General features: G+C 64.7%; 7 protein-coding genes. 4 read left to right on the top strand and 3 right to left on the bottom strand.

Translation table 11 applies throughout. The features are described from left to right. Nucleotides 1–181 precede the first annotated feature (181 nt). From BDW41_RS02240 to BDW41_RS02225, 4 genes are all read left to right on the top strand, one after another. Nucleotides 182–1,633 carry a bifunctional 2-methylcitrate dehydratase/aconitate hydratase gene (locus BDW41_RS02240; RefSeq protein WP_074547097.1) on the top strand — a complete coding sequence of 484 codons (1,452 nt, stop codon included), beginning with the start codon at nucleotides 182–184 and terminating at the stop codon, nucleotides 1,631–1,633. 207 nt (nucleotides 1,634–1,840) lie between these two features. Then, nucleotides 1,841–2,956 (top strand): OmpA family protein, encoded by a 1,116-nt coding sequence (locus tag BDW41_RS02235; RefSeq protein WP_074547098.1) that lies wholly within the window; start codon nucleotides 1,841–1,843, stop codon nucleotides 2,954–2,956. A gap of 358 nt (nucleotides 2,957–3,314) precedes the next feature. Next, nucleotides 3,315–4,412, top strand: a complete 1,098-nt coding sequence (locus tag BDW41_RS02230; RefSeq protein WP_074547099.1) for an OmpA family protein — start codon at nucleotides 3,315–3,317, stop codon at nucleotides 4,410–4,412. A gap of 116 nt (nucleotides 4,413–4,528) precedes the next feature. Beyond that, nucleotides 4,529–5,296 carry a pseudouridine synthase gene (locus BDW41_RS02225; protein WP_074547100.1) on the top strand — a complete coding sequence of 256 codons (768 nt, stop codon included), beginning with the start codon at nucleotides 4,529–4,531 and terminating at the stop codon, nucleotides 5,294–5,296. A gap of 71 nt (nucleotides 5,297–5,367) precedes the next feature. On the opposite strand, the gene kbl is transcribed toward BDW41_RS02225, so the two are convergent. The 3 genes from kbl to tdh all read right to left on the bottom strand — a co-directional run bounded on the left by kbl (nucleotide 5,368) and on the right by tdh (nucleotide 12,002). Beyond that, the gene (gene kbl / locus BDW41_RS02220) at nucleotides 5,368–6,561 is read right to left on the bottom strand and encodes a glycine C-acetyltransferase (RefSeq protein WP_074547101.1); all 1,194 of its coding nucleotides are present in this window, start codon (nucleotides 6,559–6,561) and stop codon (nucleotides 5,368–5,370) included. Between the two features lie 304 nt (nucleotides 6,562–6,865). Next, on the bottom strand, nucleotides 6,866–10,537 hold the full coding sequence (locus BDW41_RS02215) for a DUF748 domain-containing protein (protein ID WP_074547102.1): 3,672 nt from the start codon (nucleotides 10,535–10,537) through the stop codon (nucleotides 6,866–6,868). Between the two features lie 430 nt (nucleotides 10,538–10,967). Next, nucleotides 10,968–12,002: an L-threonine 3-dehydrogenase gene (gene tdh / locus BDW41_RS02210; RefSeq protein WP_199535249.1), complete on the bottom strand. Its 1,035-nt coding sequence runs from the start codon at nucleotides 12,000–12,002 to the stop codon at nucleotides 10,968–10,970. Between the last annotated feature and the right edge of the window lie 54 nt (nucleotides 12,003–12,056).

Raw genomic sequence — 12,056 nt, 5'->3', positions numbered from 1 at the left:
GCGGTATCAAGCCCGCCATTCTACTGCAGCCTCCCAGGCGAGACCCACCCGCAGGGTGCGTGCGCGACCTTGGTCGAGTGGCGACGCCTATCGATGACGGCCCCATGGCCTGCACGCCGCGAACATGGTCGCCCGTTCGACAATCCGTGCGGCACATCCCTTGAGGTTGCGAGGCTTTCCCATGAATGCGCATGACCTTCGTTCCGCCCGGCGTCCCGATCCCGACCAGGAGATGGTCGACGTGGCCGGCTACGTGCTCGACGGCACGATCGACTCCACCGAGGCGTACGACACGGCGCGTTACGTGCTGCTGGATTCACTGGCCACCGCCATGATGGCGATGCGGTTTCCCGAGTGCGTCAAGCATCTGGGGCCGGTCGTGCCCGGTGCCGTCCTGCCGGGCGGTGCGCGCGTGCCGGGCACTAGCCACGAGCTGGATCCGGTGCAGGCCGCCTTCGCCATCGGCACCCAGATCCGCTGGCTGGACTTCAACGACACCTGGCTGGCGGCGGAGTGGGGCCATCCATCGGACAACCTGGGCAGCATCCTCGCCGTCGCCGACTACCTCGACCGCAAGGCCGCGCGCGAGGGTGGTAGGCGGTTGACAGTGCGCGAGGTGCTGACCTGGGCCATCAAGGCCCATGAGATCCAGGGCTGCTACGCCCTCAGGAACAGTTTCAACCGCGTCGGCCAGGACCACGTGATCCTGGTCCGCCTGGCCTCCACGGCCGTCGCCACGGCCATGCTGGGCGGCACGCGGGAGCAGGTCATCACGGCTGTATCGCACAGCTGGATCGACAACGGCGCCTTGCGCACCTACCGCCACGCCCCCAATACCGGGCCGCGCAAGAGCTGGGCGGCGGGCGACGCCTGCCGGCGCGCCGTCACCCACGCCATCAATGCGGTGTACCGCGATGTGGTCGGCTACCCCTCGGCTCTGACCGCCAAAACCTGGGGCTACTACGACGTGGCCTTCAAGGGTGACGCCTTCCAGTTCGAACGGCCGTTCGGCAGCTATGTGATGGAGAACGTGCTGTTCAAGATCAGCTTTCCGGCCGAATTCCACGCCCAGACGGCGGTGGAATGCGCCATGCGCCTCCATGCTGCCGTGGCGGGCAGGATCGACCAGATCGAGCGGGTAGAGATCGAGACGCAGGAGGCGGGCATGCGCATCATCGACAAGACCGGCCCACTGGCGGACTACGCCGACCGCGACCACTGCATTCAATATATGGTGGCCGTGCCGCTGATCTTCGGTCGTCTCACTGCCGACGACTACACCGACGACGTGGCCGCCGACCCGCGCATCGATGCGCTGCGCGCCAAGACGGTGGTCCGCGAGAACCCGCAGTTCACCCGCGACTACTTCGACCCCGGCAAGCGCTACATCGGCAACGCGGTCCAGGTGTTCTTCACGGACGGCACCCATACGGAGAAGGTCACCGTCGACTATCCCATCGGCCATCGCAGGCGCCGAGCCGAGGGCATCCCGCTCCTGCTGAGGAAGTTCGAGGGGGCTCTGCGCGGTCACCTGCCGGCCCGCCAGGTCCGGACCATCCTGAACGCCACCGCCGACCCGGCCGGGCTGGACGCAATGCCCATCGCGGATTTCCTGGGTTTCTTCACGCTGTAAAGACGGCGTGAGCAGAAAATGAACGGGCGTTTGGGGTCGATTTGCAATTGTTTAACTTTTGCTAAACTACTCCGCGCCCGTTTCGGGTAAACAAGCACCACTGGTTCAAGTCAGGTCGTGTTTCACCGGGAACTCGGAACCTCGGCCTGATTGCTTTTCCCGTCTGGGGTGAACGGACGCGTACACCAATAAACGAGGAGACACCTGATGAAACGTAAGGGCTTGTACATCCTGATTGCCCTCGCCCTGGGCGGCGCAGGCGCCGTTCACGCGCAGGACAATACTGCCGCTGGCAGCAGCACCGCTCCGACCACAACGCCGACCTACGACGATCGCTGGTACATCGCACCGACCGTTGGCGGTTACTACAACGACACCGACCGCAACACGAATAGCCGCCAGTTCTACTACGGCATCGGTTTCGGCCGCTTCTTCTCGCCCAACTTCTCGCTGGATTTCTTCGGCGACCGCACCAAGCGCACCGTTGACGCGGCTGCCGGTGGCGGCCGTTGGTCGAACAACACCTACGGCCTGGCCGCCCGCTACTACTTCCTCGACTGGACGGCATGGCGCCCGTACCTGCTCGGCGGCGTGATGGGCAGCCAGCACATCAACAACTTCGATCACGGCTTCGATCCGGCCGCCGAAGTGGGCGTGGGTGTGTCCAAGACCATCACCGACAGTTCCGATGTCCGCGTGGAAGGCGGCTACCGCTACGACTGGGACGACAAGACCCAGCCGAACAAGAACGGTTACGGCGACTGGTTCCTGGGCTTCAGCATCGTGTCGCGCATCGGTGCGCCGCCGGCCCCGCCGGCTCCGCCGCCGCCGCCGCCGGCTCCGGACTGCTCCAAGCAGTTCCGCAACGGCGTGAACCTGTGCGACAACAAGTGCCCGGATCTGCCGGAAGGCACGATCGTCGGTCCGGACGGCTGCCCGCAGAAGGTCGTGATCGACCTGCGCGGCGTCAACTTCAAGTTCGACCGTCCGAAGAAGGGCGAGAAGGACATCGCCAAGTCGCTGGCCGAACCGACCAAGGACTCGCTGGCCGTGCTCGACCAGGCCGTCGACACCTTGCAGCGTTATCCGAACGTGCGCGTGACCGTCGCCGGTTACACCGACTCGATCGGCAAGGACGCGTACAACCAGAGCCTGTCGGAGCGTCGTGCGAAGATCGTGTACGACTACCTGACTGCGCATGGCATCGCTGCCAGCCGCCTGGATGGTCCGATCGGTCACGGCAAGAACGATCCGATCGACACCAACGACACGGATGCAGGCCGCGCCCGCAACCGTCGTACGGAGTTGCAGGTTCAGCAGTAATCCGACAACTCTCGGAAAGTCAGAAAAGCCCGGTGAAAACCGGGCTTTTCTTTTTTTGCAAGCGCGCATCGCGAAGTAACGCGTTGTTTTGTGGTGACACATTGTCGCAGTTGATCGATAGCGTGTTCGCTTTTCGATCAACTGCCTGAACAGGCGTTCACCACCTGCGTCTATTTATGCGTGCGATGCTCTTAACGGTTTTGCTACACTCCGCCGCGCTTTGATCTTGTGACACTTCCTTCGATCGGGACGCAAAGCACGGGATAGGAAAAGTCCCGGAGTAGAAGTCAGTTTTGACGCGCGTTTTCCGTCTGGGGTGGAACGGACGCGAAATACCAATAAAACGAGGAGACACCTGATGAATCGTAAGGGCTTGTATTTCCTGATCGCCCTGGCCCTGGGCGGCGTGGGTGCCGCGCATGCGCAAGACAGCACCTCTGGTGCGACCACGCCGAGCTATGATGACCGCTGGTACATCGCTCCGACCGTGGGCGGCTACTACAACGATACCGATCGCAACACCAACAGCCGTCAGGTCTACTACGGCCTGGGCTTTGGTCGCTTCATTAACTCGTACACCTCGCTCGATGTGTTCTTCGATCGCACGAAGCGCACCATCGACGGTGGCAACAGCCAGCGTTGGTCGAACAACAACGTCGGCGTCGCCGCTCGCTTCTACTACGGCGACTGGAACGCATGGCGTCCGTACGCCCTCGTGGGCGTGATGGGCAGCTACCACTCGAACCCGGCCGACAAGGCCTGGTCGCCGGCCGCCGAGCTCGGCGGTGGTGTCTCCAAGACCATCACCGACAGCACCGACTTCCGCGTGGAAGCCGGCTACCGCTACGACTGGGACGACAAGAGCCAGCCGTCGAAGAACGGCTACGGCGACTGGTTCCTGGGCTTCAGCATCGTGTCCCGCTTCGGCGAGCCGGCTGCTGCTCCGGCCCCGGCCCCGGTGGCTCCGGTTGCTCCGGACTGCTCCAAGCAGTTCCGCAACGGCGTGAACCTGTGCGACAACAAGTGCCCGGATCTGCCGGAAGGCACGATCGTCGGTCCGGATGGCTGCCCGCAGAAGGTCGTGATCGACCTGCGCGGCGTCAACTTCAAGTTCGACCGCCCGAAGAAGGGCGAGACGGACATCAAGAAGGCGCTGGCTGAGCCGACCGCTGACTCGGTCGCCATCCTCGACCAGGCTGTCGACACCCTGCAGCGTTACCCGCAGGTCAAGGTCACGGTTGCCGGCTACACCGACTCGGTCGGTAAGGACGCCTACAACCAGGATCTGTCCGAGCGTCGCGCCGCCATCGTGTACAAGTACCTGACCGCGCACGGCATCACTGCCGATCGTCTGGTCGGTCCCATCGGTCACGGCAAGAACGACCCGATCGGCGACAACGGTACGGACGCTGGCCGCGCTCAGAACCGTCGCACCGAACTCCAGGTCCAGCAGTAATCGGATCTGTTCAGCAGTACCGAAAAGCCCGGCGCAAGCCGGGCTTTTCTTTTTGCGCGAAGCGTGGGCGGTATCGCCTACCATGCGCGGTGTCGTTCTTTGGCCTGAGTTTCCCCATGCGTTCGTCCCGTCCCTCATCACGCGCCTCCACGTCGTCGGCGCCACGCCACGGCCTGGCGCGTGTGCTCAGCAAGATGGGCGTGTGCTCGCGCAGCCAGGCCGAGAAGGCGATACGCGAGGGCAGGGTGCGGGTGGACGGCAAGGTGGTGCTCGATCCGGAGCGTCCCGCCGATCCGGAGCGGCAGCGCATCCTGCTCGACGATGCACCGGTGGCCGCGAGCACGCGCGTCTACATTGCGCTCAACAAGCCGCGCGGCATCGTGGTGAGTGCCGCCGACGAGCGTGGGCGGGACACGGTCTATGACCTGCTGAAGGACGCCGGCTTGCCCTGGCTGGGACCGGTGGGCCGGCTCGACAAGGCCAGCGAAGGCCTGCTGCTGTTGAGCAACGACAGCGTGTGGGCGGCGCGCCTTACCGAACCGCGGCATCACGTGGACAAGACCTACCACGTGCAGGTCAACGATATACCGGATCAGGTGCTGCTCGACCGGTTGGTCGAGGGCATCGTGGAAGAAGGCGAGCGCCTGGCCGCGCGGCGCGCGACGCTGCTGCGCCATGGTGAAAAGAACGCGTGGCTGGAAATCGTGCTGGACGAAGGGCGCAACCGGCATATCCGGCGGCTGCTGGGGGCGCACGGTATCGACGTGCTGCGCTTGATACGCGTGGCGATCGGGCCGCTGGCGCTCGGTGAGTTGCCCAAAGGGCAGTGGAGGCATCTGTCGCCGGAGGAGGCCCGGCGGCTGGGTGGCGAGGCCGGGGCTTGAAGGCGGCTCCTGGCAGGCATTGGTCAGGAACGCGTCGCCTTGCCCCGTGAGGCAAGGCGACGGCTCGAGTTTCAGATCACGCCCAGCTTCTTGCCGACCTTGGTGAAGGCCGCAATGGCCTGGTCGAGGTGTTCGCGCGTATGCGCCGCGCTCATCTGCGTGCGGATGCGCGCCTGGCCCTGCGGCACCACCGGGTAGAAGAAGCCAGTGACGTAGATGCCTTCGTCGAGCAGTTCGCTCGCCATCGCCTGCGCCTTCTTCGCGTCGTAGATCATGACCGGCACGATGGGGTGCACGCCGGGCTTGATGTCGAAGCCCGCCTTGGTCATCTGCTCACGGAAATAGCGCGTGTTCTCCTTGACCTGTTCGCGCAGGTCGCCCGCGGCGGACAGCATGTCGAACACCTTGATGCCGGCAGCGACCACGTGCGGCGGCAGCGAGTTGGAGAACAGGTACGGGCGCGAGCGCTGGCGCAGCATCTCGATCACTTCCTTGTGGCCGGTGGTGAAGCCGCCCAGCGCGCCGCCCAGCGCCTTGCCCAGGGTGCCGGTGATGATGTCGATCTTGTTCAGCACGCCGTTGACTTCCGCCGAGCCGCGGCCGGTGTCGCCGAGGAAGCCGGTGCAATGGCATTCGTCGATGTGCACGAGCGCGTTGTACTTCTCGGCCAGCGCCGTGATCTGGTCGAGCGGCGCGATGAAGCCATCCATCGAGAAGGCGCCATCGGTGGTGATCAGCTTGGTGCGTGCGCCGGCAGCGTCGGCGGCCTGCAGCTGCTTTTCCAGGTCGGCCATGTCGCAGTTGGCGTAACGGAAGCGCTTGGCCTTGCACAGGCGGATGCCGTCGATGATGGAGGCGTGGTTGAGCGCGTCGGAGATGATCGCGTCTTCTTCGCCCAGCAGCGGCTCGAACAGGCCGCCGTTGGCATCGAAGCAGGCGGCGTAGAGGATGGTGTCCTCGGTGCCGAAGAAGTCGGCGATCTTCTTCTCCAGCGCCTTGTGCAGGTCCTGCGTGCCGCAGATGAAGCGTACCGAAGCCATGCCGAAGCCGTGCGTGTCCAGCGCGTCCTTGGCCGCCTGGATCACGTCGGGATGATCGGCCAAGCCCAGGTAGTTGTTGGCGCAGAAGTTGAGCACTTCCTTGCCGCTGTCGAGGCGGATCTTCGCCGACTGCGGCGAGGTGATGATGCGCTCGGCCTTGAACAGGCCCTGCTCACGGATCGATTCGAGTTCGCTGGCGAAGCGCGACTGGCCGGGGTAGCTCATGGGGGAATTCCAGCTGGGTCAAAAGGCTATTTTGACCCCTTGGGGGCTGGGTGGGAAGGAATCGGCTGGCCGACTCGCCGTGGGCTGCAATGGGCCGTCATTCCGGCGCAGGCCGGAATCCAGTAGCGACATCGCCCGGTTTTCACGAGGCGCCACAGGGATCTTCAAAAGGGCGTCTGCCCTGTGGCGAAAACCGAATGCTCTCGCCACTGGATTCCGGCCTGCGCCGGAATGACGGCTCAGGTGGTGTTTCGCCGGATTGGCGCTTTGGCCTTGCTTTGGCGTGCTCTGCCACGCCGAAGCATCACTGATGCAACCCGAACTCCACCCGCGTCGTCCGGCCCTTGTCGTCGATGCCCTTGGCATCGAGCTTGGGGTCCTTGATCGATACGCGCTTGTCGTCCAGCTTGCCCTTGAGCCAGCTTTGCACGGCGGCGGCGCGGCGCTGTGCGAGGTCGCGCATGGCGGCATCGTCAACGGCCACGTTGGTTTCCATCAGGCTGCGCATGTCATCGGGTTCGAGCGATTTCTTGAGGCCGATGAAGTTCTTCGGCTTGCCCTTGAAGTCGTCGTCCTTGTACGCGCGCTTGAGGTACTTGTCGTACTCGTCGGGCGTCACGTTGACCGCGGCGAGCGCCGCGTCCGAGGTGTCGGCGTTCTTGCCGCCGTCGTCGAGCGCCTTCTGGCGGCGCACCATGTTGTCCACGGTGACCTTGCGCAGGCCGTCCTGATCCTTCGACGGATCGACGCGACCGATGATGTCGAGGTTCAGCGCGGTTTTCTGGTTGAGCATGGCGACGATCTTGCCGAGGCGCTCCTGCGCGTTCTTGTCGAGCACGGCCGAGCCCGGATCGAACTCCACATAGCCCAGGTCTTCGTGGTTGCTGCCGCCGAAGGCGGCGCCGAGCAGTCGGAACGGCGCGGTGGCCGCCTTGGCGATCAGGTTGCCGATGGCGCGCCAGATCAGGCCGCCCATGCTGAACTGCGGATCGTCCAGCGAGCCGGACACCGGCACGTTCACGTCGATATTGCCCTGCGTGTCCTTCAGCAGCGCCACGGCGAGCTTCACGGGAAGATGCTTGACGCCCGGGCTCTCGTCGCGATCGCCAAAGGTCAGCTGCGTGATGAAGATGTGGTTGTCCGCATTGAGCTTGCGCTGGTCCAGCATGTAGTGCACGTCCACCGTCAGCTTGCCCGCGGTGATGGGGTAGCCGGTGTACTTGGTGGAATACGCGCTCATGCCGGTCAGCTCCACCTCGTTGGCCTTGCCCTTGATGTCGAGGAAGGCCACGGGCTGGAGCGGGTTGATGGTGCCGTCGATGTCGATCGGGGAGTCGTCGTTCAACGCCGCCTGCACCGACAGGTCGGCCGGCGGATCGCCCGGCTTGGTGCCGAAGGCGCCGATCTTGCCGGTCACCTTGGTCATGTTGGCGGTGTAGTTGGGCTTGATGAAGTTGTCGGTGTAGTTGAGCTGGCCGTTGACCAGCGTGACGCCGCCAATGCGGATATCGGCCGCCGGCTCCGTCGGCGCGGAGGAGGCGGGCGCCGGCGTCGCTGCGACCGCCGGGGCAGGCGCCGGTGCGGGCCCAGGCGTCGCCTCGGCGGGTTTGGCTCCGGCGACGGGCTGCTCGTTCTCGCCGCGCGTCACCGACACGGGGGCCTGTTCCGGATTGGCCACGACCTCGGTGAGGTTCAGTGTGCCGTTCGAGTTGACGATCATGCGCGCGTAGAACGAGCTGAGCACCAGGGTGCCCACGTGCATGCGCGGCGCGCCGTAGCCGTAGGAGACGTCAAGCTGGTTGCCGCTGAGCGTGCGCCAGCGCAGGAAGTCGTCGCCGGTGAGCTTGTCCTGGATGCGCACCTGTTCCAGCGCGGCATTGCCCTTGTAGGTGAGCTTGGGTTCGGCGCTGCGGCCGTCGTAATGCAGCTTGCCGCTGCTGCTGACGCGCGCGCTGGAAATGGTCACGTTCAGCGGCACGCTGATGTACGGCTGGAAGGTGGAGATATCCAGGCGCTTGGTATCGAGCTGGATGTCCGCCAGCGTCGGCAGCGGCTGCACCTTGCCGTTGGCGGTGAAACTGCCCTTGTCGACGTTGCCCGACAACTTCATCTCGCGCGGTTCGTTGAGCTTGTCGCTCAGGTTGTCCATGCCGCCACTGAGCGAGTCGATCTTGATCTTCACCGGCTTGCCGCCTGCGGCGAGGTCGGTGAACACCACGGCGGCGTTGTCGAACGCCAGGTGCTCGATGCTCCAGTGCCAGGGCGGGCTGTTGTCCGCGGCTTTCTTCTTGGGCGCGTCCTTGGCGGCGAACAGGTCGACGAGGCTGATGTACTTGTTGCTGTTGCGCTGGACGTCGAGCGCCAATCCCGTTGCCTTCACCGTGCCAAGCTGCGCCTGTTGCGTGGCCAGGTCGATCAGCTTGATCTCCGACTCCAGCGTCTTCCACGCCACCGGCGAGCCGTGACCCTTGAACTGCGGCTCCATCGCGAAATCGGTGACGGTGGTATGGGCGTCGCTCAGGTGCACGTTGAACGGCTTGCCCCAATCCACCTGCAGCTGGCCGATCGAGTCCAGCTTGCCGCCGGTCAGGCGCGCCGCGAGTCCCTGGTAGGTGGCGGCCTGCAGCGGCGCCAGGTCGACCTGCCTGGTGTTGAGCGTCGCCAGCAGCTTGTCCTTGGCAAGATCCACCGTGCCCTTCATGGAGAGCTCGCCGCCGAAGAACTCCGACGTCACATCGAGTTTTGCCGGTGGCGCGGGGAGCATGCTCAAGCCCTGGATGCCGCCATGCAGCTTGCCCAGGTCGATCTTGCCGGTGGCGTTGCCGTAGTGGATGGCGCTGTTGGCCAGCGTGATCGAGCCGATGCGCAAGTCGGTCGGCTGGGCCTTGGTGTTGGCGGGCTGCGGCGAAGGCGCGGTCAGCGTGTCGAAGTTGCTGCGGCCATCCGCCGTGGACGTGTAATAGAGCTGCGCCTGATCCAGCGTCAGCGTGCCCAGTACGTAGCGCGACTGCAGCGGTTGCACGTCGGTCAGGTCCGCCGCGCCCTTGCCGAGAGTCAGGATCGCCTGGCCGTCGCTGCTGTTGAGCGCGAAATCATCCAATGCGAGCTTGCCGGTCAGCTGCAGCTGCGGCGCCGGCTTGGCCTGCACGAAGTGCAGGGTGAGATCGCCGCTGAGCAGGCCCTTGGGTATGGCCACCGGCAGCTTGGCGGGCACGTAGCCCATGTAGCGCGCGAGGTCGAAGCGGTCGAGCCGGAAACCCACGGTGGATTCGCGGCTGTCCGCGAAGGGCTTGGTATGGCCTTCCACGCGCAGCGGGCTGCCATCCACCTTCATCGACAGCAGCGGTTGCACGAAGACGTCGGTGTCGCTGGGCAGGTTGGCGATGAAGGGAATGCCCAGTTCCAGGTTCTCGACGTGATGCTTGGTCTTCAGCGCGTCGTCGTCGAACTGGATGTCGCCGTTGTGCACGCTGATGTTGGAGATGGCGAACCGCGTGGGCGGGGCGTTCGGGTCCGACGGCGTGGCGTTCAGTCGGTCGATGATGTCGCTGAAGTTGAAGCGCTGGTCGCTGGTACGCACGAAGTGGATGCGCGGCCCTTGCAGCGACAGCTCGTCCAGCACCGGCTTCAGGCGGAACACGGACGACCACGACGCATTGATCACGGCCTGGTCGATATCGACGAAGGATGATTTGCCGTCCTGGTCGGCGATGTGCAGTTGGTCCAGCTCAAGCCGCAAGGTATAAGGATTCAGATGCACCGCCCCCAGCGTGACCGGGCGTTGCAGCGCCGCCGAGGCATGCTTCTCGATCTGGCTGCGGATGATGCCCGGCGCGGCGAGGAAGCCCAGAACGCCGAACACGACCACCACGATGGCAAGGATCAGGCTGATCTTGCGCGTGCGGCGCGACTTGGCGATGGCGAGGGCGCGGTCGCGTCCTGCGGCCAGACGAGGGTTGCTGAAAAGGCCTGCCATCACGATGCTCCCATGACATCGCGCCGACCGTGCATGGCTTCTGAGCCTGTTCACGGTCCTCGCGTCGTTCGCGTTGCTCACCTGCGGCTGCCTGGGCATGGATCGTGGCGTGGCGCCTGACTGGTGGTCAGGTCAAGCCGCGGGCCATGTCCAGGCAGCCGCAGGTGAGCAACCCTCTGGGCCGGGTTTGTTTGCCCACCAGCCCGCGTCATCACTCGGTCGTGTATCGACATACACTCCCTCGTTCTTCCTTGTCTGGCGGGCAAACAACTCCCGGCGCGGACCACGCGAGGACCGTGAACAGGCTCAATGCCCTGCACCTTCACAATCCCAGCGATTCTGTCGGCCGCCCTGAGCCCGAGTGTACTAGGGCGGCCGAGATTTCAGCATGGATTTTCCGGTTGGAAACCCGGGGTGTGACAGGATTCGCTCAGTTCCAGGAGCACACGACCTTGCCGCACTTGCCGGCATCCATCAGGTCGAAGCCCTTCTGGAAGTCGTCGATGTGGATCTGGTGGGTGAGCACCTTCTGCAGCGGGAAGCCGGTGAGCACCATCTGGGTCATCTTGTACCAGGTCTCGTACATGCGGCGGCCGTAGATGCCCTGCAGGGTGAGGCCCTTGAAGATCACCTTGTCCCAGTCGATGCCGGCGCCCTTGGGCAGGATGCCAAGCAGGGCGATCTTGCCGCCGTGGTACATGCAGTCGAGCATGTCGTTGAAGGCGCGCGGGTTGCCGCTCATTTCCAGGCCCACGTCGAAGCCTTCCATGTGCAGGTCCTTCATTACGTCCTTCAGCGACTGGTTGGCCACGTTCACCACGCGCGTGGCGCCCATGTCCGCCGCCAGCTTCAGGCGGTAGTCGTTGATGTCGGTGACCACCACGTTGCGGGCGCCCACGTGCTTGGCGATGCCGGCGGCGATGATGCCGATGGGGCCGGCGCCGGTGATCAGCACGTCCTCGCCGATCAGGTCGAACTCCAGCGCGCAGTGCGCGGCGTTGCCGTAGGGGTCGAAGAAGGCGGCCAGCTCGGAGGGGATCTGGTCCGGGATCGGCCACAGGTTCGAGGCCGGCATGGTCATGTATTCGGCGAAGGCGCCGTTGCGGTTCACGCCGATGCCGATGGTGTTCGGGCACAGGTGCTGGCGGCCCGCGCGGCAGTTGCGGCAGTGGCCGCACACGATGTGGCCCTCGGCCGAGACGCGGTCGCCGATCTTGTAGCCGGTGACGCCGGGGCCGATTTCCACGATGCGCCCGACGAACTCGTGGCCGATGGTCAGGCCGGGCTTGATGGTGCGCTGGGACCAGTCGTCCCACTTGTAGATGTGCAGGTCGGTACCGCAGATGGCGGTTTTCTCCATCTTGATCAGCACCTCGTTGGGGCCGACCTCGGGGACGGGCACTTCTTCCATCCAGATGCCCTGTTCGGGGTTGCGCTTGACCAGGGCTTTCATCATCTGAGGCATGGGATTTCCGTGGGGATGGGCGGGAAAACCGACATTATAGAAGCCGGGCGGAGC

The sequence above is a fragment of the Dyella sp. AtDHG13 genome (assembly GCF_003201105.1).
Lineage (GTDB): Bacteria > Pseudomonadota > Gammaproteobacteria > Xanthomonadales > Rhodanobacteraceae > Dyella > Dyella jiangningensis_B.
Note: the sequence above shows the minus strand (reverse complement) of the source record. Positions and strands in the feature narration are given on the sequence as shown.

Bases quoted from the DNA above. Each gene is read 5' to 3' on its own strand.
- BDW41_RS02240 (WP_074547097.1), top strand. From the start codon at position 182: ATGAATGCGCATGACCTTCGTTCCGCCCGGCGTCCCGATCCCGACCAG.
- BDW41_RS02235 (WP_074547098.1), top strand. From the start codon at position 1,841: ATGAAACGTAAGGGCTTGTACATCCTGATTGCCCTCGCCCTGGGCGGC.
- BDW41_RS02230 (WP_074547099.1), top strand. From the start codon at position 3,315: ATGAATCGTAAGGGCTTGTATTTCCTGATCGCCCTGGCCCTGGGCGGC.
- BDW41_RS02225 (WP_074547100.1), top strand. From the start codon at position 4,529: ATGCGTTCGTCCCGTCCCTCATCACGCGCCTCCACGTCGTCGGCGCCA.
- kbl (WP_074547101.1), bottom strand. From the start codon at position 6,561: ATGAGCTACCCCGGCCAGTCGCGCTTCGCCAGCGAACTCGAATCGATC.
- BDW41_RS02215 (WP_074547102.1), bottom strand. From the start codon at position 10,537: ATGGCAGGCCTTTTCAGCAACCCTCGTCTGGCCGCAGGACGCGACCGC.
- tdh (WP_199535249.1), bottom strand. From the start codon at position 12,002: ATGCCTCAGATGATGAAAGCCCTGGTCAAGCGCAACCCCGAACAGGGC.